General features: G+C 35.9%; 19 protein-coding genes and 1 pseudogene. 10 read left to right on the forward strand and 10 right to left on the reverse strand.

Annotated features, from left to right (window positions below; translation table 11 throughout):
* Window positions 1–22 precede the first annotated feature (22 nt).
* The 10 genes and pseudogenes from pcaF to pcaH all read right to left on the reverse strand — a co-directional run bounded on the left by pcaF (window position 23) and on the right by pcaH (window position 9,588).
* Window positions 23–1,234 (reverse strand): 3-oxoadipyl-CoA thiolase, encoded by a 1,212-nt coding sequence (gene pcaF / locus ACIGAM_RS05735; RefSeq protein ID WP_396510502.1) that lies wholly within the window; start codon window positions 1,232–1,234, stop codon window positions 23–25.
* Window position 1,235: 1 nt separating this feature from the next.
* Complete coding sequence (locus ACIGAM_RS05740) at window positions 1,236–2,588, reverse strand: 3-oxoacid CoA-transferase (RefSeq protein WP_396510503.1); 1,353 nt, start codon at window positions 2,586–2,588, stop codon at window positions 1,236–1,238.
* Between the two features lie 7 nt (window positions 2,589–2,595).
* Entirely contained in the window at window positions 2,596–3,789 is a 1,194-nt protein-coding gene (locus ACIGAM_RS05745; protein ID WP_396510504.1) for a 4-hydroxybenzoate 3-monooxygenase, read from the reverse strand.
* 4 nt (window positions 3,790–3,793) lie between these two features.
* The gene (gene pcaC / locus ACIGAM_RS05750) at window positions 3,794–4,180 is read right to left on the reverse strand and encodes a 4-carboxymuconolactone decarboxylase (protein WP_396510554.1); all 387 of its coding nucleotides are present in this window, start codon (window positions 4,178–4,180) and stop codon (window positions 3,794–3,796) included.
* A gap of 9 nt (window positions 4,181–4,189) precedes the next feature.
* Window positions 4,190–4,924, reverse strand: a pseudogene (pcaD, locus tag ACIGAM_RS05755) (3-oxoadipate enol-lactonase); the annotation flags it as partial.
* Between the two features lie 14 nt (window positions 4,925–4,938).
* On the reverse strand, window positions 4,939–5,922 hold the full coding sequence (locus ACIGAM_RS05760) for a PDR/VanB family oxidoreductase (protein ID WP_396510505.1): 984 nt from the start codon (window positions 5,920–5,922) through the stop codon (window positions 4,939–4,941).
* Window positions 5,922–6,989, reverse strand: a complete 1,068-nt coding sequence (locus ACIGAM_RS05765; protein ID WP_396510506.1) for a Rieske 2Fe-2S domain-containing protein — start codon at window positions 6,987–6,989, stop codon at window positions 5,922–5,924. The genes ACIGAM_RS05760 and ACIGAM_RS05765 overlap by 1 nt, the downstream gene beginning before the upstream one ends.
* A 20-nt stretch (window positions 6,990–7,009) precedes the next feature.
* Entirely contained in the window at window positions 7,010–8,320 is a 1,311-nt protein-coding gene (gene pcaB, locus ACIGAM_RS05770) for a 3-carboxy-cis,cis-muconate cycloisomerase (protein WP_396510507.1), read from the reverse strand.
* An 11-nt stretch (window positions 8,321–8,331) separates the two neighbouring features.
* Window positions 8,332–8,874 (reverse strand): protocatechuate 3,4-dioxygenase subunit alpha, encoded by a 543-nt coding sequence (pcaG, locus tag ACIGAM_RS05775; RefSeq protein ID WP_396510508.1) that lies wholly within the window; start codon window positions 8,872–8,874, stop codon window positions 8,332–8,334.
* A 6-nt stretch (window positions 8,875–8,880) separates the two neighbouring features.
* Window positions 8,881–9,588 (reverse strand): protocatechuate 3,4-dioxygenase subunit beta, encoded by a 708-nt coding sequence (pcaH, locus tag ACIGAM_RS05780; RefSeq protein ID WP_396510509.1) that lies wholly within the window; start codon window positions 9,586–9,588, stop codon window positions 8,881–8,883.
* A gap of 202 nt (window positions 9,589–9,790) precedes the next feature.
* Here pcaH and ACIGAM_RS05785 point away from each other — a divergent pair, with 202 nt between their 5' ends.
* The 10 genes from ACIGAM_RS05785 to ACIGAM_RS05830 all read left to right on the forward strand — a co-directional run bounded on the left by ACIGAM_RS05785 (window position 9,791) and on the right by ACIGAM_RS05830 (window position 24,352).
* Window positions 9,791–10,660 (forward strand): helix-turn-helix domain-containing protein, encoded by an 870-nt coding sequence (locus tag ACIGAM_RS05785; RefSeq protein ID WP_396510510.1) that lies wholly within the window; start codon window positions 9,791–9,793, stop codon window positions 10,658–10,660.
* A 471-nt stretch (window positions 10,661–11,131) separates the two neighbouring features.
* Window positions 11,132–11,887: a cyclase family protein gene (locus ACIGAM_RS05790; RefSeq protein ID WP_396510511.1), complete on the forward strand. Its 756-nt coding sequence runs from the start codon at window positions 11,132–11,134 to the stop codon at window positions 11,885–11,887.
* Between the two features lie 70 nt (window positions 11,888–11,957).
* Window positions 11,958–12,809, forward strand: coding sequence for a helix-turn-helix domain-containing protein (locus ACIGAM_RS05795; protein ID WP_396510512.1), 852 nt, complete (start codon window positions 11,958–11,960; stop codon window positions 12,807–12,809).
* A 186-nt stretch (window positions 12,810–12,995) separates the two neighbouring features.
* The gene (locus ACIGAM_RS05800; protein ID WP_396510513.1) at window positions 12,996–15,821 is read left to right on the forward strand and encodes a TonB-dependent receptor; all 2,826 of its coding nucleotides are present in this window, start codon (window positions 12,996–12,998) and stop codon (window positions 15,819–15,821) included.
* 236 nt (window positions 15,822–16,057) lie between these two features.
* A complete protein-coding gene (locus tag ACIGAM_RS05805; protein WP_396510514.1) occupies window positions 16,058–18,943 on the forward strand; it encodes a TonB-dependent receptor domain-containing protein in 2,886 nt (961 codons plus the stop codon).
* Between the two features lie 83 nt (window positions 18,944–19,026).
* Entirely contained in the window at window positions 19,027–20,664 is a 1,638-nt protein-coding gene (locus ACIGAM_RS05810; protein ID WP_396510515.1) for an arylsulfatase, read from the forward strand.
* Between the two features lie 57 nt (window positions 20,665–20,721).
* Entirely contained in the window at window positions 20,722–21,717 is a 996-nt protein-coding gene (locus ACIGAM_RS05815) for an alpha/beta hydrolase family esterase (protein WP_396510516.1), read from the forward strand.
* 34 nt (window positions 21,718–21,751) lie between these two features.
* Entirely contained in the window at window positions 21,752–22,951 is a 1,200-nt protein-coding gene (locus ACIGAM_RS05820; protein WP_396510517.1) for an MFS transporter, read from the forward strand.
* 11 nt (window positions 22,952–22,962) lie between these two features.
* Window positions 22,963–24,033: a Rieske 2Fe-2S domain-containing protein gene (locus ACIGAM_RS05825; RefSeq protein WP_396510518.1), complete on the forward strand. Its 1,071-nt coding sequence runs from the start codon at window positions 22,963–22,965 to the stop codon at window positions 24,031–24,033.
* 22 nt (window positions 24,034–24,055) lie between these two features.
* The gene (locus ACIGAM_RS05830) at window positions 24,056–24,352 is read left to right on the forward strand and encodes a DUF3861 domain-containing protein (RefSeq protein WP_396510519.1); all 297 of its coding nucleotides are present in this window, start codon (window positions 24,056–24,058) and stop codon (window positions 24,350–24,352) included.
* Window positions 24,353–24,482: the final 130 nt, after the last annotated feature.

Consider the following 24,482-nt stretch of genomic DNA (forward strand, 5'->3'; position numbering starts at 1 on the left):
CTTCAATAAATAGTTTACAATTTTACGTATTTACATTTTCAAGAATAGTTGCATAACCCATTCCTACACCTACGCACATCGTTACAAGAGCATACCGACCGCCTGTGCGAATGAGTTGATTAGTTGCTGCTTGTAGAATACGTGTACCAGACATTCCCAAAGGATGACCTAAAGCGATAGCCCCTCCATTAGGATTAATTCTACGGTCATTATCTGCTAATCCTAATTCGCGTGTACATGCTAAAGCTTGTGCAGAAAAAGCTTCGTTAAACTCCATGACACTCATATCGTTTAGCGTAAGCCCTGCTTTTTGCAAAACCTTACGTGTTGCGTAAACCGGACCTATACCCATTATCCGGGGCTCGACACCTACAACTGCTGAAGCAACTATGCGTGTTTTAGGTGTTAAACTGTATTTTTTTAATGCCTCTTCTGAAACTACTAACATCGCTGCAGCACCATCGTTTAAACCGGAAGCATTACCGGCAGTAACAGTGCCTTCTTTTTTAAATACAGTACGCAAAGAAGCAAGTGTTTCTAGAGTTGTATTGGGTCTTAAAAATTCGTCTTGATCAACGATTATCGCAGGTCCTTTTCGCTGTTCAATCTCAACAGGACATATTTCTTCTGCAAGTATTCCTAATTCTTGTGCTTTTGCAGCTTTCATTTGAGAATGGTAAGCAAACAAATCCTGATCCTCTCTATTTATAGCATAAAGTTCTGCAAGATTTTCTGCAGTAATACCCATTGCATCTGTACCGTATATCGCATTTAGTTTTTTGTTGACAAAGCGCCAACCAAAACTAGAGTCTACCAATTGCGAATCATTTCCAAATGCCGAAGAAGCTTTAGAAACTACAAGAGGGCCACGTGTCATGTGTTCAATCCCTCCAGATATAAATACATCACCATCACCGGTCTTTATAGCACGATTAGCGTGAATAACAGCAGACATCCCGGAAGCACATAGTCTATTAACAGTTTCTCCAGAAACCGAGTAAGGCAAACCGGCTAGTAATAATGCCATTCGTGCAACATTACGATTGTCTTCTCCCGCTTGATTGTGACACCCCAATATTACATCGTCAATTGCTTCTTTAGGCAAATTAGGATATAGCTCAAGCAATGCTTTTATAGGAATAGCAGCAAGGTCGTCTGCTCGTACCTGAGATAAGCATCCTCTAAAACTTCCTATGGGCGTGCGTAGTGCGTCAACTATATAGGCTTCTTTCATCTTATGTGGTCTCTAATTGTTCTACAAAATGTGCTTCAGTCTTTTGGCGTATTTCTTCTAGGGTACTTCCCGGAAGGATTTCAACCAGTGTTAGTTTACCATTAATAAATTTGAATACGGCGAGTTCTGTAATAAGAACATCAACACAATTATAATCTGTAATGGGTAGGGTACATGTTTCGACAACTTTAGAAGCTCCGCTACGGTCTGTATGTCCCAATGTGATAATTAATTTTTTAGCACCAGAAGCGAGATCCATAGCGCCACCCACTCCTAAAAGTGGTTTTCCGGGAACTGACCAGTTGGCCAGATTTCCCTGTGCATCAACTTCGAGACCGCCCATAATGGCAACATCTATATGCCCTCCGCGTATCATCGCAAAACTTTCTGCGCTATCAAAGTAGCTACTTCCCGATAAGGCAGTAACCGGTACTTTACCTGCATTCACGGGATAATGCATTGCACCACCGCCGTCTGATGGTTCTGGGCCTACACCCAGCATCCCATTTTCGGTATGTAGAATAATACCATCTTCGGGTTTTATAAGGTCTGCCACCAGAGTAGGAATCCCAATACCAAGGTTTACTACATCACCTTTTTTTAATTCGGCGAATGCCCTTTTTGCCATATTTATACGTTTCTCGTCAATTACTTTTGACGATCCTACTGAGGCCGAAGATCCTAAATCGTCTTCAGTTAGTTTGCGCTCTACTAGATAATCTATAAAACAACCGGGTGTATGAATTTCGTTAGGGTCTAATATGCCTACAGGTACAATTTCTTGTACTTCGGCAATTACAAGATCTGCAGCCGTGGCCATGGCTCTATTAAAATTCTGCTCTGTCATACGATATTGCAAATTTCCTGCAGTATCTGCTTTCCAGGCGCGTATTACGGCAACATTTCCGCGGATTCCTTCTATGTAAACCTGCTCTTTGCCATTAATAATTTTAGTTTCTCGACCTTCAGCAATTAAAGTTCCTGCCGAAGTAGGTGTGTAAAAGCCGCCAATACCTGCACCACCAGCGCGTATTGCTTCGGCTAATGTTCCTTGAGGTAGCAGTTCATAATCAACTATACCTTCTTGAGCAGCTAATACAGCCTCTTTATTAGAGGTAAAAAAAGAACCAACCATTTTCTTCAATTGCCCATTATTGAGCAATCTACCACCACCCATATTGGGTTCACCTACATTGTTTGCAATAAAGGTTAGGTTTCTTGTAGTCGTTTTTGCAAGTTCATGAATAATATTTACAGGATTTCCGGTCATACCAAAACCTCCGCCTAGAATTACATCACCATTCTTTATCAATGCTGCTGCTTGCTCTGCACTTATAACAGGTACTGTTTTCATAATTTTTTTAATTTATAAACGATTCAAAAGGTAGCCCTACATAATTCTCTGCAATCGTAGTTTTATAAGCGGTTGATGCTTTTATATAATCAAATTTTGCTTTTTGTAAGCGGTAGGTAAAGGACCCATGAGTATCTTGTTTATGAAATAATTTGGTCATAAAATTTGAAAAGTCCTGTGCACGCCAAATTCGTTGTAGTGCAGTTTGCGTATAATTATCAAGCTTTACTTCTGAATTATTTTTATAAAAATCTACAAATGCATCTACGAGGTGTTTTACATCTGCAATTGCCAAATTCATTCCTTTACCTCCAGTAGGTGGTACGATATGAGCTGCATCACCGGCTAATACTAATCGCCCAGACCGCAGGGTATCTATCATATGACTACGCATCGGAGTGATACTCTTTTCAAAAATAGGACCTTCTTTAAGATCAAATCCCGGAGCGGCAAGACGTGTAGTCAGTTCATTCCAGATACGATCATCAGACCAATTAGTTACAGACTCCTCATTATCTACTTGCACATACAATCTGCTTACCGTCTCAGAGCGTAAACTATGCAACGCAAATCCATTTTGATGATATGCGTAAATGAGCTCATCTGTTGAAGGGGCTACATTTGCCAAAATTCCTAACCAGCTAAATGGATAGGTAATATTATACGACTCAAAACTTTTTTTGGGTAGCGTTTTTCTACCAATACCGTGAAAACCATCGCAAGCAGCGACAAAGTCACAATTTATTATTCCTTCTTCACCGTCTTTTTCAAAATGAATTTTAGGACTATTGGTGTCAAAATCTACAATCTTAGTAGCTTTAGTCTCAAAGTGCAGCGTCTCACCATCTGCTAGCCACGCATCGGTAAGATCTTTTGTAATTTCTTGCTGCCCGTAAATACTTATGGTTCTACCACCTGTTAATTCACCAAAAGGGATGTGTATACGCTCTTCATCAAAGCTTAAATAAACTCCATCGTGAACGATTCCCTCCTTGTTTAAACGATCGTCTAAACCCAATTCTCTAAGTATATCTTTAGTATTTTGCTCTACAAGTCCTGCGCGTACACGACCTTCAACATATTCACGAGAACGCAATTCGATAATTACTGAAGAGATCTCGTATTTTTTTAGCCAATTTGCTAAAACTAAACCAGCCGGACCAGCACCTATGATCGCTACTTGTGTGTGAAATTGAATCATTATTTTAAAATTTTATTCCTAATTGAGTCATTACCTCTTGCGCACTATGCAGGGCTTCATTTGCTGCCGGTAATCCACAATAAATGCCAGATTGCATAATCACTTCTTTAATTTCTGAAACGCTAACTCCATTATTAAATGCAGCGCGTACGTGCATTTTAAATTCGGCACTACGGTTTAATGCGATAAGCATGGAGAGTGTTATAAGACTTCTACTGTGTTTAGGCAATCCCGGCCGTGTCCAGATTTCGCCCCAGGCGTAATTCGAAATAAATTCTTGAAAATCACCATTTAACTCATTACTAGATTCTGAAGCTTTATTTACGTGTGCATCACCTAAAACAGTACGTCGTACATGCATTCCCCGATCAAATGCTGTATTTCCTACTATAAAGTCTATTAGTATTTCTGCATATTCCCGTGGAAATTCTGTACTGGCAAGATGGCGAGCAGGTAAAGTTTTTAATTCTGAATTTTTAATTTCCTGTTGTAATATTTCAGCTTGAGCCACAGTAGTTACATCATCTTCATCACCGGTAATAATTAAAGTTTTGGTGCTAATCGTTTTAAGACTAGCTCTAAAATCTGCATCACGTACTACTGCGCAGCAGGCAGTATACCCTTCAACAGAATTTGCTAGAAACATAGCTTTTAATTCTGCAATGCGAGAAGGTTTTTCTTTTCTATAATCATCTGTAAACCAGCGCTCCATAGTGCTGTTTGAAATCGCATCAAATCCATTTTCTTTAATTGTTTTTATGCGGGTATTCCAGCCATCTTCAGTTCCTATTTTTGAGTTTGTATTGCTTATTATGAGTTTATGAAGTCTTTCAGGATGATTAACAGCTAACCATTGACCAATTAATCCACCCATTGATAAGCCGCAGAAATAAACTTTTTCAATTTTTAATAAATTTAAGAGGTCAATCACATCATTACCCAAAACTTCTACGGTGTATGGGCCTGGTGTACAATCACTTTCTCCATGACCACGGGTATCGTATTGAAGCACTCTAAAGTAGGGTAGTAGGTAAGGAACCAGCGCATCCCACATATGTAAAGAAGACCCCAGCGAATTTGAAAATAAAAGCACAGGGCTGTTAGGTGTTCCTTGTATTTTATAGTTGGTTTTCATATTTATTTTTTGCTTTAAATACCCCCTCTGTAGGCGGTATCAATTACCACATATCCATTAGCAACCCGGCTTACACAGGCACACATTTTTTTATTTTCTCCTTTTTCTTCTTCACTAAAGAACAGATCACGGTGATCAAGATCACCAGTATATTCTAAAACTTCAATTTGACATAAACCACATTCTCCTTTTTTGCAGTCATACATAATTTCTATATTCTCATGTTCAAGTACTTGTAAAATAGTTTGATTTTCACCTACTTTAAGCTCCTTATTGAATCGCGGAATTTTTATTTTAAAATTTTGTGGTGCAAACAACCCCGAAGCGCCAAACGTTTCAAAATGCAAATGTGAATTTTCATAAGGCCCTGCTTCCCATATTTTGCGAATGGAATTCATAAGGTTCAAAGGACCACACAAGTAGACCTGTGTATCTTTTTGAGCAATTTTAATAAGTTGATTTACATCATAATAGCCTGTTGTATCACTGTAATGTATCTCAAGATTATTACCTAAAATATTTTTTAAATGCTGTATATATGGCATTTCAGCCTTGTTTCTATCTAAATACAGCATACGCAAACTAATTCCCTCTCTTAAACTTAATTGTTCTGCCATACCTAAAATTGGAGTAATCCCAATACCTCCTGCAATTAGTATATAATTACGTGTAGTATAACTCAACTCAAAATGATTTGTAGGCTGTGAAATTTTTAATTGACTACCTTTTTTTAATGACCACATATAATTAGATCCACCACGACTAGAAATTAGACGTTTTACTGAAATTGTGTAAGGAGCTTTAGGATGGTATTGACCTACTAATGAGTAACTGCGTATTTCTGTAGTTCCATTAATTAATACAGAAACATCTATGTGTGAGCCAACCGTAAATTTTTTTACACCGCCTTCTGGTTGAATCTCAATTTTAATAACATTGTTTGCTACCAGTTCTGTACTGGTAATTGTAGCGTTTTCCCAAGAATTTCTATAGCGCATTAGTATTGATTTTCTAGTTCAACTAATTTGTCTGTTATTCTTCTTGCCCACATTGCACCTGCATCAATATTGAGATTATAAAACTCCCGCGTAGGATTTGCATTTATAGCTTTTTGTTGAGCTTCGAGAATGATCTCATCTTGCGCAAAAATAGATGTCACGCCATCTTTCAATTCGGTAGTATTACTTTGATCTTTAAGATTATAATTTCTACTAAAAGCCCAGAAATAATAACAGGTTTGGTTGGTTGAAGGGGTAATGGTATTAAGTACATATCCATTAACGCCTTGAGAGCGATCACCCTGAGGAGCACCTGTATTTGTAATGGCAACGCCCACATCTATATTTACGGTACAAGGAGCTTCAAACTTTATAATTTGCCAGCGATCAACCAGACCGTCAAATTTTAACTTTTTGTTTAACTGGCGGTGCCAAAAAGGAGGTGGTTTTATTCCCCGCATCCATCTGGTAACTGTTGCAGTTTTATCATCATAATGTACGTCAAACGGTGCTTCTGCTACATTGCGATCGCCTATACTTTCTGAATGTACAAAAGTTTCGTGCGTTAAATCCATTAGATTATCTACAACTAATCTGTAATTACATTTTACCTCTATCATTTTACCATCACCTGCCCATTCAGGATCACTATTCCAGTGCATATCTGGTATTTTCCTGGTGTCTGCTAATGCGGGATCACCCATCCAAACCCAGACAAAACGATACTTTTCTACAATAGGATAGGAGCGTACGCATGCAGAAGGGTTTATGGTTTCTTGAGAGGGCATATAAGTACATTGCCCTTCATTATTATATTCTAGACCGTGATAGCCACAAACTACTGTGTCTCCTCGCAAATTTCCTTTAGATAACGGAAGTAAACGGTGCCAGCACGCATCTTCAAGCGCTACAGCCGTACCATCTAATTTGCGGTACAGTACTAAAGCTTTGTTACAAATAGTTCTAGGAAGTAGTGCATGTTTTAATTCTACATCCCAAGCGACTGCATACCATGCATTCATAGGGAAAGATTCATTCATTGTAAACGTTGTATTTTTTGTAGCCATAGTAGTTTAGTCTTACATTATTATAAATAACGGCTTATGATTTTTTCAACCCAGAAGACACTATGCCCTATAGCGTTTTCAGGTTTAAATAAATCGTCTATATTCTCTAAATTTGGGTGCATTTCTATAACAACATCTTTTAAATGTCTTTTCTGTTGAATTGCTAGCGTACAGGCTTTTTTGACAGCTTCGTGAGCTTGCATTTTCCCTGAAGACTTAGCCAGTTGAAGTGAAACTTTTTCGGCATAAATAAGCCCATTTGTGATCTCTATATTTTGAAGCATACGCTCCTTGTCTATTTCTAGAAAGGTGATTAGATCTACTGTTTTTTCTATAGACCCAGCCGATAAGTTCATAAGTTGGGATAGCGTTTCCCATTCTGCGTGCCAATTACCAGCCGAGCGCTCGTGCTCTTGTGGCATAGCGTTAAGCATTGTAGAAACAAGTCCCGGTGTGCGTGTAGCGTTGCTTATAATTAGTGCACAATTTACGGGGTTGCGTTTGTGCGGCATAGTGCTTGAGCCTCCTTTACCTTCTGAAGCTCCCTCAAATACTTCACCTATTTCTGTTTGCATAAGTAGCGAAACATCTTTTGCTATTTTCCCTAAACTCCCTGAAAGTATCCCTAAAAAAGAAGCAAATTCGGCAAAAGTGTCTCTTTGCGTTTGCCACGGGAAACTAGTATCTAATGCTAGTAAATCTGCGGTTTTTTGCTGAACGTCTTCTGTGATGTTAGCGTTGCCACTACCTATCGCTCCCCCTAACTGTAATCTGAGTATTCTGCTTTTAAGTTGATTTAAACGCTCTTTATGTCGTGTACAACTTGTTAACCAACCTGCAGTTTTCAAACCAAAAGTCATTGGTTTTGCCTGCTGTAATAGCGTCCTACCCATCATCAAGGTATTGATATGATTATGAGTTAGGTCTATTAAAACCTTTTCTAAGTCATTTAATTTTTTCTCAAGCCACAGGATATATTCTTTAATAGTAAGTACTGTAGCTGTATCTATGATATCTTGACTAGTAGCCCCTAAATGAACATATTTTGAAGCTTCAAAATCACGATTTTTAATAATCTTTGTCAATTGCTTAACTAGCGGAATGGCAACATTTCCTCCCAGAACTACATCAGTTTTAAGCGCATTGATATCTATAGCTTCGACCCGGCAGCAATCTGCTATGGTTTTTGCTACTTCTATTGGTATAATATCAGCTTCTCCCTGAGCTAGTGCTAAAGCGGCTTCAACCTGAAGTAATTTTGCAACTGCTTCTCGATCTGAAAAAAGCTGGGTTAGTTCGCTAGAATAAAACGTCTTAGAATATAAAGACATAAGTTTAGTTTTTAAATGTCAAAGAAGACAGTCTCCTGAGCACCTTGCATATATATGTTAAACAGATATTGATCGCCTTTTTTCTTTGCGATAAGAGAAGTTTGTCGCTCTAGAGGCACTCCACTAAACACAACATCTGTTGAGTTGAGTTGGGATTCATCTTCAAAATAAATACGGGTATATGAATGTAGTAACTGACCCCGCATAAATAAAATAACATTAATAAAAGGAGCCTGCCCGTTTACAGATTTTGGTTTTATAGTTTTGAATGTAAAGGAGTTTTCGGTCTCAGTACCTGTACCGTAACGTCCAAAAAGTTGATGCTCGCCATCATCTTGCCAAAGCTCAAGCATTGCATCATCTATAGGCTTTGCATTGCCATCGTAAATCGTACCTGTAATTGTTATAAAACGTGTAGATTTTAAACCTTTTGTCATATCATTATCTACCCAACTCTTAAAATCGTAACCGTATTGTTGAGGTGTTAGACCATAAGCAAAGTAAGGACCAATGGTCTGTGAGGGAGTTTGATTATATAATTCTAGACTATTCATAGCGGTTTATATATTTTCAAAAGGAGTTGCACTTTTTCCACGTAGTACAATATCAAACCGATAACCCAAAGCAAAATTAGGTTCGGTGATTGAGAGATCAAATGAAGATACTAACAAGTCTCTACCCTGCTGTGGAACTGCATTAAAAATAGGGTCATGTTTAAAAAGCGGATCTCCTGGAAAATACATTTGAGTAATTAATCTACTAGTTATGTCCCCCCCAAATAGTGAAAAATGAATATGATTGGGACGCCATGCATTAGGATGATTTCCCCACGGGTAAGCTCCAGGTTTTATGGTATAAAATTTATAATAACCCTGTGCATCAGTCATACAGCGACCTGTTCCTAAAAAGTTTGGGTCTAGAGGAGCATTATGTTGATCTACTTTATGTACGTAGCGCCCGGCAGCATTAGCCTGCCATAATTCTATGAGGGTAAAAGGTAATGGTTGCCCCTTTTCATTAGTGACCTTACCATGTACAACGATACGTTCACCTATAGGTTCACCATCTTTAATAGAATTTTTTGTCAAATCGTGATCTAAAGCATCTAATTTAAAATCTTTAAATAATGGACCATTTAAGTGAATTTCCTTTCTTTTTGGCACTACTAAAGCCTGTGCTGGTGCACGTAATAAAGTAGATTTATATTCCTCGTGCCTATACGGTGGTTGCAAGTTTCTATCAAATGTGGTTTCTAAAGAAGAGCTCATGCGCTACAGTTTAAGATTTGAGTTAACCGAAAGTAGCTAGATATCAACGATAACGTTTGCACTATTTTAAAATATAACAGGACAAAATAAACATATTTAGTAAATTTATAGTTTGAAATCATAATTCTAAGTATACAACCAATTGTATATTAGATTTTTACAAATATTAGATTATATATAAAATAAGTAGTAATACACATTTATGAATAATTTGCTTAGATATCAAGGTTTATATGGAGATCAACAATCTGCATTAGTTTCAGACTTTATACATATAGAACCTTTAGAAGATCGCAGTAAAATTTACTCCTGGGAAATTCTTGAGCACATTCATACAGATTTAGTACAGCTATTTATTATAGAATCGGGTAGTGGCATATTGTATTCTGAAGGAAAGCAATTAGAACTTATTGCACCTTGCGTAATTACAGTGCCCTCTAATGTTCTACATGGTTTTCATTACGAACCGCATATTACAGGTGCGGTACTTACCATTTCGGTATCATTTTATGACACTTTATTAAAAGATAAATCTGAAATAAGGAAGCAGAGTGATTTATTATATTGTTATTCTTTTTCTGAAAATTCTGAATTTTTCGAATCATTGAATTATATAAAGTCTAAAATTCAACAAGAGTTATTTGATGAAGCGCCAGAAAAACTTTTAGCTTTAAAAACCTATTTTGAATTGCTGTATTTGGAATTGTATCGCGAGAAATTTAGAACTACTTCAGAAGAATTATTATCTAATAATCGCAATCTAGCCTATTATCAACAGTTTCAGGAATTAATACGTTTACATGCTCAGCAACTGCTTTCTATAAAAGAATTTGCTAATGCTTTAGGTATTACACAGACTCACCTTAATCGTGTTTGCCATAATGTAGCAGGTAAACCTGCTTTACAGGTTGTGCAAGATTTTATTATAAATGAAGCTAAAAAATACCTGCTTAATACATCTTATTCAATTGCAGAAGTTGCTTACTTTTTAAACTTTAATGATCCTGCTTATTTTAGCCGGTTGTTTAAAAAGAGAGTAGGGGTCTCACCCGGTGAATTTAGAAAATCTTAAAGCAGTATTTTTAAGATTTAGAATTAGGCACGTATTTACATTTGTAATAATCTAGAAATTAGAATAATATATTTAAAAAGGAATAGTTTTTTATAAATCTGTTTTATAGAAATGCCAGGCAATTAAACGGTCTTTTTTGATTTGAAAAAATCTAGTTTTCTTTATTAAAAGTTAGTTGAAACAGGTTATTTAATCATACTAAAATTGATTTTTTAATTATAATTAAGAATATAAAACCAATTATTTATATTGATATAATTATTTAAGTATTGATTTTGAATAGTTCTTGCATACTTATGATTAGTTTTATCAGTAATAAAATGTGAAGTTTACAGAACGAGCACTAATTAATTTATTTTTTAATAAAATTAAGGTGTAAGTGATGTTAAGTTCGTAATAATAGTTTCCTTATTATGAACATAAAATAATAAAAAATTGTAATTCTCAATCGATATCGTAAAGTTTTAATTTATGAAAATAATTGATCTATCTGTAACCATTTCAGAAAAAATAAAGGAGCCGTTACCTACAACTATAATTTATGAAAACCATAAGGATGGTGCTCAGAAAATGGGTAGTGTACTTTTTGGAGGATTAACAGATGTTTTTCCTAACGGAAATGGACCTGCAGGTGAATTTCTTACAGTTACCAGTCACTGTGGTACACATGTAGATGCACCTTATCATTATTATCCTACCTGTGGCGGTAAACCATCGCGTACTATAGATGAGATGCCTTTAGATTGGTTTTTTAGAGATGGTGTGATTCTAGATTTTACAGATAAGCCAGATGGCTACATGTTTGAACCTGAAGATTTAATTGAAAAGTTAGCTGAAATAAATTATACGTTAAAGCCCTTTGATATTGTTCTCATACGTTGTGATGCTGATAAACGCTTACACGATGATGATTTTGCTCGCATTCACGTAGGTGCTTCTGCTAAAGCAACACATTGGTTAATAGACCAAGGTATTAAAGTAATGGGAACAGACGGTTGGGGATGGGATATTCCTATGCATCTGCAGGTAGCAGATTATAAAGCAAATCCCAGAGAAGGCGTTATTTGGCAAGCACATTATGTAGGGATTGAAAAAGAATATTGTCAAATTGAGAAAATGGCAAACTTAGATCAGTTGCCTGCAACTGGTTTTAAAGTTGCTTGCTTTCCAGCAAAAATAGAGAAAGGAAGCGGCGGGTGGACTAGAGCTGTAGCAATTATAGAATAATGATGTAAAATAAATGGGTACAGATCATAATATACCAACGCTAAGTACATATGAAATTTCAAAATTTCATATGCATTCTATTGACTGGCTTCCGTTGATGTCTAATGCGATTCATGAAGATTTTCATATTAATCGCGTAGATGATATTTCTGATAAAAAGAATTTTAAAGTATTACCCCATCGCAAAACCTATCACGATTTTTTCTTTTTAAAAAAAGGAACTGCAGTACGTAGTAAAGGATTAAATAGTTATGAGATTTTAGCGCCTGCTATTTTTTTTCTACCAGCATATCAAATAACAGAGCATACCATGCTTAGCGAAGATGCAGAAGGGTATTATTGTCATTTTAATGAAAAACTCTTTGATCTTTTTCCAAAAGGGTATTTAACCGAACAATTTGTATTTTTTCAGTATCAGTCAAATCCATTGATTTCTCTTCAAGATGCATCACAAATTACCCTTGAGCATATACTAGAGCGTTTAATAGTTTTATATAGAGCAGAAGAACACAAGAAAAATCTAATAGCCTTAAATTTAATGACGCTATTTGAAGAACTGCGAACAGAACCTTCTACTGTTGTTGCTAAGAAGAATAAGAAATCTAATTTTGAAATTACCAAGCGGTATAAACACGCACTAGCCAAGCATATTTATGAATACCAGACTATAAATGATTACGCAGCTTTATTAAATGTTACGCCTAATTATTTAAATAAATGTGTGAAGACAGCCATTGGGAAAACTGCACAAGATTTACTTAAAGAAATGCTTATTCTTGAGGCTAAGACACTCATTAGACACTCGCGCTTAAATGTGTCTGAAATTGCAGTAAAACTCTGTAACCAAACACCCAGTAATTTTGCGCGATTCTTCAAGCAACAGACTGGTATAACTCCACGAGAATACGCCATTAATGGTTGATATTGAATAGTTTTAGTCCGTTTTTGATTTACAATAAACTTTGTAATATCCGAAATTTGGGATAGTTATTTTTATCATAATTGCAATTATTTATGTAAAAAATAGCGATATCAATTTAACCAAATTAAATATCCATTTTTTATGAGTAAATGTATTCGACTCTTTTTATGTTGTATCGGATTCCTAATGATTGATTTTGCGTATGCGCAATCAGGACAATTAAAAGGCCAAATCAAAGATGAAACAGGTGTTTTATTACCGGGTGCGTCAGTTTTAATTGAGGGGACAAATAAAGGTACAATGACCGATTTCGATGGTAATTTTAGCATCGACGGAATTGAAAACGGAACCTATAATCTTGTGATAACTTATGTGGGTTATACAAGAAAAACTGTAGCGGTAACTGTGCCTCAAAACAGCCCGATTAGTATATCACTTGCGGCAGATGCAACCCAGCTTGATGATGTTGTTGTTACAGGTGTTTTTGATGCCCGTAGTAAGATGGAATCTTCTGTTGCAATATCTACCTTAGGAGCTAAAGAACTAGATAGACTGGTAGCTGTAAGTGCCGCAGATTTATTAAAAAATACTCCAGGAGTTTACGTTAACTCTTCTGCGGGTGAAGTACGTAATACAGTCTATGCACGGGGTATTTCAGCAAATTCAAACACTTCAATTACCGAATCAAATAACGGATATTATTATGTCTCTTTGCAAGAAGATGGATTACCGGTAACTGCTATTTCAGACGGATTACTTGTTTCAGATTTATTTTTTAGAAGCGATGCATCTATTAAAAGACTTGAGGCAGTGCGTGGTGGTACTTCATCTATAACCAGTGTAAATGCACCCGGTGGTATTTTTAATTTTTTATCTAAAACGGGCGCAGAAGATATGAATGAGGTACGTGTGCGTCTGGGATTAGAAGGTGATGGTAAAAATCCTTTTTACAGAGCAGATGTAACCTATGGTGATAAAATTAACGAGACCATGTTTTATAATGTGAGTGGCTTTTTTCGCAAGGCAGATGGTGCGCGCTATGCTGGCTATCCATTAAATGAAGGAGGACAATTAAAAGCAAGCCTTACAAAACAATATGGTGAAGGCTCATCGATTCGTTTTTTTGCAAAATATTTAAATGATCGTAATGCTTTAGCAATGGTTACCCCTGCACAGGGTTTTGATGATATTAAACTGGCTCCAGGAGTAAATCAGAGAGATTCTTATTTGCTACCTAAAGGTGCTGTAGAGGTGCCTGATGGCCGTGGTGGTACACGTACATTTGATCCTGCAGATGCAAACCAGTCTAAAGATTTTAGCGTAGGTTTTAATTTAGATCAAAAGCTTAACAATAACTGGTCTATAGCTAATAATTTTAAATACAGTGCTAAAACCTATTCTGTTGCTTCAAATACTGCAACAAGTTTTACAGGTCTTGAAGATCAATCTACCTATTTTTTTGCCGGTGGTGTAGGACCTCCGGGGTCTGTAAATTTACCGGGTGTTTATACATTCACAGATCGTGAAACCAATCAAGTGGTGGCTACAGTTTCTCAGAACTTATCACAAACTGCGCCCCCTTCCTGGACGGTTTTGTCATCAGACCTTCCGGAAGCTGTAAATAATTCTGTTTTTTATAATGGTACCTTATTAAACGATTCAAAACTTAATGAAGTAATGAATCAATTTGTTGTAGGTAAAAAGTGGGATAATGCATCTGTTAATGTGGGTGTATTTTATTCAAAATCTAAAATTGAAGACCGCAGTATGTCTGCACCTACCTTATCACTGTCATTAATTAAAGACAGGCCTGTACCTCTTGATGTATCGTTTGCAGCGGTAAATGGCCAAACCTATCAGCTAAGTAGCCCAGAAGGCTATATGAAAATAGGAGGTAGTTTTGGCTACGGTGATTTTGATGCAGATGTAAGTCAGTTAGCATTTTTCTTCGGAAACAATTTATCATTTATTGAAGATAAATTAAATATAGATTGGGGTTTCCGTATTGAAACATCAAATATAGATGGTACAGTAGATCGTTCAGTTCCTAACTTCGGAAGATCTGCAGGTGGTGGTCTTGATGGGAATCCTAATACTGTATTCGATAACTTTAGTCAGGATTTAGGAGCTAACACAACATCGTTTGATAAAAAAGTTTCAGGTTTTTCTATTTCGGCAGGTGCAAACTATAGATTAGACGATAATAATGCAGTCTATGTGCGTTTTACAAGAGGAGAAAAAGCTCCAGATCTTCAGTTTTACAGAAGCTATACCAGCCAGTTTGCGGTAGATAGTACAGATCCCGAAAATCAGGTAATTACTCAGGTTGAAGCAGCTTATAAATTAAAAACTGATAAGATAAATGCAGTAATTACTCCATTTTATAGTACACTAAGTAATATTACAGTTACTAGTTTAACTGCAGATGAAAATAATCAATTTTACTATACTCCGGCAGTTCAAAATTCAATAGAAACAGTAGGGGTAGAACTTGAACTTGATTGGAATATTCATGAGAACTTTAGTCTTACAGGAGGTGCAACGGTACAACGAGCAAAACTAAAAGACTGGTTATTATGGGATCCTCGTGAAGCTCCTAGAGAAGATGATTTATTAGTTGACTATAGCGGTAATGATGCAGAAAATAACCCAAATTTTATAGCAACACTAACACCTACCTATTATACAGATAAATTTTACACATTACTACAATATAAATATTTAGGAAAGCGACAGGCAAATCAACCTAATGCTTATGAGATAGCTGGTTTTGGACAATTAGATTTTGGTATTGGTTATAATTTTACGAAGCGTTTTAAAGCTTCTGTTAACATTAATAACCTAACTAATAATTTTGGAATTATGACCTCATTAGCTCCTGGAGATATTTTACAAGCCTTTAACCCTAACCGGGTAACTAAAGAATCTGTGGCTGCAAATCCTAATGCTATACACCCAGTTATTGCAATACAACCAAGAGCATATTTTTTAACCCTCAACTATAAATTATAGTCTGAATTAGCTGTTTTTTAAAAGCCGAAGAATTAATTCTTCGGCTTTTTGTTTGAATTGGGATTATTAGAGATAAGCAACACTCAAAAGTGTTGATAATGAATATAATTAGTCTTTTTATGATTCATAAATATTATTGATATATCTGAAATTTGAATATGATAGAATTAGAAATATGTAAATAAATCATCTATTAATCGCGGATACATTATTTGATTAACTAAAAATAACAAATTATGAAAATCAAGTCAAAATCTTTACTATTCATCTTAGGACTCTTAATGATTGGTTTCGTTCAAGCTCAAACTGGTCAAATTAAAGGTAAAGTTTTAGATGAATCTGGAATGCCTTTGCCTGGAGCATCTGTACTTATTATACAAACCAAAAAGGGTTCAGTAACAGACTTTGATGGTAATTTTGTTTTAAACAGTCTAGATAATGGTACCTATAAAGTAATCATTTCTTATGTAGGTTTTTCTAATAAAACGATAACAGTTAAAGTGCCTCAAGCGCAAACGATTTCGATTAAATTACAAGAAGATGCGAGTCAATTAGATGCTGTAGTTGTTACAGGTGTATTTGATGCCCGCAGCCGCATGGATGCCTCAGTTGCAATTTCAACTATAGGAGCAGAACAACTGCAGCGAACTGCACCCACGAGTTCTGCAGATTTATTAAAAAACATTCCAGGTGTTTTTGTTAATCAGGCCAGAGGTGAAATATGGAATTCTGTATACTCAAGAGGTCTCTCTGCAAACTCTATTGATAATATTAACGGTTACAGATATGTGTCATTACAAGAAGATGGTTTACCGGTAACTAACGTAGAGCTTTATCCAGATTTATTTCTTAGAGCAGATGCCATGACTTATAGAGTTGAGGCTGTAAGAGGTGGTACAGCATCTATTTTAGGAGCTAATGCTCCCGGTGGTATTTTTAATTATGTATCTAAAACTGGTGGTGATGAATTTGCTGGTGAAATACGAGCTAAATATGGTCTAGAAGGTAATGGTCAAAACCCTTATTATAGAGCAGATTTTAATGTAGGTGGTCCTTTAAGCGATAGCTGGACATATAATATTGGTGGCTTCTACCGCAGATCAGATGGAGCTAGAGATCGTGGTTACCCGGTTAATAAAGGTGGGCAAATACGAGGTAATCTGGTAAAAAAATACAAATCGGGTTCTTTTAGATTGAACTTAAAATACCTAAATGATAAAAATGATAGAATGGCATTTATACCTTCTACAAATTGGAGCGACCCACAAATAGCTGAAGGTTTTTCTAAATATGATTCTTATGCACTCTATGATTTTTCTATAGAAGTACCTTTTAATGAGGAGGGTACACGTACCATTAACTCGACAGATCTTTTACACAATATTGATAGGTCTGTTGGTTTTAACTGGATGCAGGACTTAGGAAACGGTTTTTCATTAAAGAATGATTTTAAATATTCTAGAAAAGATGATGAGCGTAATGCAACAGCTGTGGTTACACCTATAAGCACTACAGATATTCCATTTTATGCAATCCCAGGTTTATTTGCAGGACCGGCCCCGCATCGTACCGGTACTTATAGATTTGCAGACCCAAGAACCGGTGTAGAATTTGGTACTGTCACCTTAACGCCTAATGTAGGCCCGGGTTCAGTGCCAGGACCGCCAGTACTATTTACTCCGGGAGCAAATAATAATTTCCCAGGATCTAATGTACAGCCTAATTCACTATTGTTTATGCCATTATTTTATACTGATATAGACAGAAACGAGATTGCTAATCAATTTATCATTACTAAAAAAACAGAGAAAAGCAGTTTTAACCTGGGTAGTTTTTATAGTCGTTCAAAATTAAAGATTACAAATTATAATAAGGGTATGGCACTAAGCGGGGGTCTTATTCAAGATAGACCGGTACCTGCTCAAATCACTTTAGATGCTAATGACGGCAATACATATGAGGTAACTAGTCCTGAAGGTTTTATGAATGTAGGGTGGACAGGGTCTGATAATGGTGAAACTACGCAAGGAATATTTGCAATTTTCTTTGGTCATAATTGGAAAATTACACCAAAGCTTACTTTAGACTACGGACTTAGATATGAAAGCATAACTTCAGAAGGGTTTAATTCTATTGCAATCGCAAACCCAAGACAAAATGATCCCACATTTGGTGGTCGTGATGGCAACCCACTTACTCTGTGGGATAATGGAGGAGGTACAGCTGGTACTCCGGTAAATTATAATTATGATCTAAATAGTTTTTCATACACCGCAGGTTTAAATTATAAATTCAGCGATCAGCAAGCTATTTACGCACGATTTGCTCGTGGTAATAAAGCACAATCTACTTCTTTCTATTTAGATCTTAATAATGATGATTTAATAAATTCTTTAGAACAAAACAATCAATCACTTTTAGAAGAAATAACTCAATTTGAAATAGGATATAAGGTAAACACAGAAAATTTAAAACTAGTTGCAACTCCCTTTTATAGCAACTTGAAGAATGTACCTAATATACAAACATTCTCATCAGAATCGCGCACAAATTATTCCCCCACATATCAATTTAACGAGTATACAACACTAGGTTTTGAATTAGAGGCAACATATAAAATAGCTGAAAAATGGTCTGTTAGAGCTAATGCTGTTGTACAAAAAGCAAAGGCCGATAAATATACTGCCTGGGCAGAGGGAGAAGATGGGGCTGAAGATGATACAATTATCGATTTTTCTGGTAATGAAGCAGATAATAGCGCTAACCTAATCTTTAATGTAAACCCTATATACAATGGAGAAAAGTTTTATGCTTCTCTTAATTACAGCTATATGGGAGACAGACAGGCCAATGTTCCTAACGCATTTATATTGCCTGCTTACGGTAATGTAGATTTAGCCTTTGGTTATGATTTTTCTAAAAAATTCGGTTTACAATTAAATATTAATAATGTGCTTGACAAATACGGAATTCTAGGATGGCAAGGTCCGGGAGGGTTTCCACAAGCATTAAATAGAGATGGTTTTGGACCTGATTACATTGCAAATAATCCTAATGCAGTTTTTTCTACACAAGGAACTATGCCTAGAGCTTATTTCTTAACAGCAACCTATAGATTTTAATTCCTGATTTACTATAAAATATATTTCTATAGTAATGAACTAAGTAATGATAAAGACCCTATTTATTAAATAATTGATTGAAAATGAACGTAATAAGAATACCTGTTTTAGGAGTACTGATGCTACTTTGCTTCGGTTGTAAAAACATTGTTAAAGATCAAATAGAGATTTCTCAGCCAGAGAAAAAACCCAACATTGTTCTTATAATGGCAGACGATATGGGTTTTTCAGACCTGGGTAATTATGGATCAGAAATAAATACCCCTAGTCTTGACCGTTTAGCATCAGAGGGAACAAGGTTAATGCGTTTTTATACAAATACTATTTGTGCACCTTCCCGGGCAAGTTTGCTTACCGGGCAATATCCTCATAAAGCCGGAATAGGTTTTTTTAATGAAGATTTTGGTATGCCTGGTTATGAGGGTTATCTTAATAAAGAATCGTTGACTTTAGGAGAAGTATTTAAGAGCGGTGGCTACTCAACTTATATGTCTGGTAAGTGGCACGTGGGTAATGATAAAGCACACTGGCCATTACAGCGAGGTTTTGATAATTTCTTTGGTTTTCTAGATGGTGGTGCTAGTTATTTTGACACAAAACCTTTGCTCAAAGGCCCACCTTCAACTGCATTTTTATACGAAGGTAACGAGGTTTACACTATAGATAAAGAAGACTTTTACCTTACCGATGAGCTCACTAACAGGGCTATAAATTTTGTAAAAAATACTCCTCAAGAAAAACCTTTCTTTTTGTATATGGCTTACAATGCGCCACACTGGCCATTACACGCAAAGCCAGAAGACATCGCAAAGTATAAAGGTAAATATGATGCCGGTTGGGATGAGTTACGTAAACTTAGATTTGAGAATATTAAAAAGTTAGGTCTTGTAGATCAAAACTGGGATCTTTTTAAAGATACGCTCTTGCCGTCATGGGAAAGTTTAAGTGCACAAGAAAAAAGTGACTGGTCTTTAAAAATGGAGGTTTATGCAGCGATGGTAGATAATCTAGATCAAAATATAGGAAAGCTACTTAACTATTTAGGAACTACAGGCCAATTGGACAACACAATTGTTGTTTTCTTATCTGATAATGGTGCCGAAAATATGGATGTTGGTAAAATGCCTTTTACCGTACATAGAAATGAAGGTCCTGTAGGTACCGCAGGTTCTATGGAAGCCTATTCTAAAAATTGGGCACAAGTATCAAATAGCCCACTAAGAAGTTATAAATCATCTCCTTACGAAGGAGGAACTGCAACTCCATTTATTATACGCTATCCCGGTCAACAAGGTGCAGGTAAAATTTTAAAAGGGGGAACGCATATGGTTGATATTATGCCAACTTTATTAAGTATTGCAAATGTAGAATATCCTAAAAGTTACAATGGCATACAAACAAATGTACTTGCTGGCGAGAGTTTTTTACCCTTATTGCAGGGTGATGACTGGAATAGAGAACAACCTATATGTTTTGAATGGTTTGGTGATCGTGCAATATGGATGGGAGATTTAAAAGCTGTATCAGTTTATCCCGGTAATAAATGGGAATTATATGATTTAGCTGTAGATAGAACAGAATCTAAGAACATTGCAGATTCTCAACCAGAAATGGTTGCAAAAATGGCGGCTTTACATACAGAATGGGCTAACGCTAATGGGGTTATTGAGTGGTCTGATGCAATGAGTAATAAGACACAGTTTAGAAAATCCCCGCACTAATCAAAAGCAATATTGCAGTACTCAATTGTATAAACCCATAGTAATTGTATAAAGTTTATGAACGTCATTTTTAGAAAACTTCTTGTTATAGCAGTTTTAACCTCATTACTTTCTTGTAAGAGCAACGTGACTAGTGATTTAAGCGAACCAAAAATTAAAAGTACAGCAACAGACTCATTAGACTTTAGTACTGTATTAAAAGATTCTATAGAAATTGATCAAAACGAGCGGACATTTTCCTATTTCATTCCAAATAATATAACCGAAAATCCCAAGCTTATTTTTGTATTACATGGTTCTAATGGAAGTGGTGACGCCATTATGCGATATACTGAAAACTGGTTTAACAAGCTGTCGCAAGAACGCAAAAATGCAATTATCGTTTATCCTGATGGCTACAAACAGCACTGGAATGAATGCCGTAAAGAAGCCAATTTTGACGCTAATGTTTTAGACATAGATGATATAGCATTTTTTAAAGAAATGATTGCCTTTTTTAATTATAAATATGCTGTTAAGAAATCTGGTGTTTTTGTTGCCGGTCATTCTAACGGAGGTCATATGGTTTATAAACTTGCTAAAGAGCTACCTGAATTCTTTGCAAAATATGCAGCTGTAAGTGCAAGCTTACCGGTTGATACAAATAATGACTGTATAAACAGCAGTGCTCCTGTTTCTATAATGATATTAAATGGGACGGGAGATTCTATAAACCCGTATGAGGGCGGCGAAGTAAATGTAGAGGATGGCAACAAGCGGGGAGAAGTAATGTCAACTCGCAAAACAATAGAATACTGGGCAAATCTTGCCGGGTTAGATTTTCCTACTACAGCAACTTCAATATTTCCTGACCTCGATAAAGAAGATGGTGCAACAGCTGTTTTATTTAAAGCAACTACGTCAAAATATGATATTCAACTAGTGGAAGTTAAAAATGGCGGACACCTATTGAGTGTTCCTACAGAAGCAGAGCTTCCGACATTTTTAGGAAACAATATTCAGGATATAAATATGGCTCAACTTATTTATGATTTTTTCATACCTGCCAATTAATCACCATTTAAATACCTCTCTAAACCCTAACTAAATGAAAAAAATATTTTCTTATGAAAACCGAGTAGTAGCGCTAATGGCGTTGACTTTTGGAGTCCTGTTTTTTGATAGGCTGGCACTTAATTATCTGGTGCCTTATGTGTCAAAAGATCTGAATCTTAATAATTTTCAGATAGGACTTTTAGCAGCAGGTCTATCTTTAGCCTGGGCCGTATCAAGCTACTTTACGACAGCCTGGTCTGAGTCTAGAAATAAAAATAAAATCACATTTATAGTGGCAATTTTTATTTTCTCTGTATGCTCATTTGGTTCAGGATTAGCAATGGGTTTTGGTGCATTATTAGCAGCCAGACTTGTGATGGGTTTAGCTGAAGGTCCTGTGATTCCGCTTGCGCAAATATTTGTAGAACGGGAATCATCTCCTACCAGATTAGGTATTAATGTAGGAATTGTACAAGCCGTAGGTGGAGCTCTATTTGGTTCTATACTTGCGCCAATAATTCTTATTCAAATTGCCGAAAATATGGGTTGGCGTACCGCCTTTTATATAGCAGGTGTTCCGGGACTTTTAATGGGAGTACTGGCCGCAGTTTATTTAAAAAAATCCACTACTGAAAGTAGGGGGATTGAGGTAAAAAATGGATTTAATATCAAAGAATTATGGCAGTATACTAACATTAAATGGGGTACACCATTAGCCTGCTGTGTTTTTGGATGGTGGTTCGCAACGATACCTTTTATCACAAAATATTTTACAGACGTGCAAGGTATGTCTGCAGGTGATATGCAAAAAACTATGGGTTTATTGGGGGTTGCAATGCTTGTTTCCTCTTTATTTTTCCCCGGAATATCAGATAAAATAGGTAGAAAGAAAGCATTATTGATAGCATTAATCTTGGGTATTTTTTATCCGTTTGCTGTGTATTATTTAAACGGTTCTGGTGCACATCTGCCCGCTATGTTTATTACTTATGCTATGGTAGGTACCATACCGCTTGTGGCAGCAATTGTACCATCAGAGGCAGTGCCTAACCATCTTAAAGCAAAAGCTGTGGGGTTTGTAACAGGGGTTGCAGAAATTGTAGGAGGTGTTTTAATTCCGGCAATCGCAGGTGGTTTATCTGATGCGATAAATGAGTCTGCATTTTTATGGGTTGCAGCTGTTTTAGCAGTATTATCTCTCTTTTTCTTATCTAAAATGAAAGAAACAAAAGGTGAAGTAACAGTAAAATAAAAATTAATCATATGAACATAGCTAATAAAAGCGACGAAAAAAATATAAAAGTAGAATTTCCCTTAAATGTCTGGTACGTTGCTGCATTAAGTAAAGAGCTTACAGATAAACCTTTGCCAAGAACACTACTTAATAATCCTGTAGTATTATATAGAACGAAAGAAGGAAAAGTAAACGCTTTAGAAGATCGTTGTTGTCATCGTCATTTGCCTTTATCTATGGGTATTATTGAAGAAAAAGGACTGCGATGCGGGTATCATGGTTTATTGTTTGATGATGCAGGAAAAGTAATAGATGTACCGGGTCAGGATCATCTTCCTCCTAATGCTTGTGTAAAAAGTTACAATGTAGTCGAGCAAGATGCAATTGTCTGGATGTGGTTTGGGAGTGAAGGAAATGAAATTCCTACTGAAGATCCTCCACGATATAGCTTTCATACAGATAGTGATTATGTGTTTGATGGTGATGTTTACAAGTATCAGGCACCTTATCAATTAATACATGACAATTTACTTGATCTAAGTCACTTAGGTTATGTTCATGTACATACCATAGGTGGTGATGCTCATACACATATGAGTGCAAAACTTATTTCAGAGACACGAGGTGATAGTGTTTTTATAAAACGTTACTTACCTAATTCTACACCACCCCCTACGTATTTAGCAGCTTATAATTTTAAAGGGAAAGTTGATAGATGGCAGGAGTTAGAGTTTTTTGCATCTCATATACGTATCTGGACCGGTGCAATAGATGTAGATACAGACTCACTTGATAATCCTGAAAGAACAGGTTTTCATATGCGCGGATTACACGGTCTAACACCAGAAACTACAGAAACGTCACATTATTTCTGGACGATAGCTACAAACCCTGAAAATAATATTGAAGAAATAAAACAAAAAGTTGTTGAACAAACCAGATTCACATTTGATGAAGATAAGGTTGTTGTTGAAGAACAATTTAAAAATATGCAAAAATTTGGAGCTCAACCCTCATTTGATATTCACGTTGATGTAGGTCCTAATAGAGCACGCCGGGTGATAAAAAAATTAATTAGAACCAGTAACAAAAGTTCTTAGACTAGAAAATAATAAGCTGAAAATGACAAAAAAAGCCAATAGATATAAATTACGATTAGAACTTCTTGAATTGCTTAAAGCAGAGGAAAACACATATAAACCTATAGAACTAGAATTTGGCAATCACGATAATATTTTCAAAATAGTTGAACGCTTAAAAGCAAAGAATCAATTTAAATCTGAGCAGGATTCTGTAGAATTTGCGATAGGTCTTAAACTCTTTAGTGAGGTAATGTTAAAGAATAAGGATAATGAACTATTTAAAGAGTTTAGACCACATTTTGGGGAATTAATGAAGAAGATTAAATCTTCTGAATAATAAATAATTTGCTTTATAGATTTTTTATTACAGCAGATACTAAATTTTGTTAATAAAGAATACAAATGAATATAATTATAGAAGTTAACTTGAGAATTATTCTTATACGAATTGATTTTGAATAGTAATT

Source organism: Leeuwenhoekiella sp. NPDC079379 (assembly GCF_044542075.1).
Classification (GTDB): Bacteria; Bacteroidota; Bacteroidia; order Flavobacteriales; family Flavobacteriaceae; genus Leeuwenhoekiella.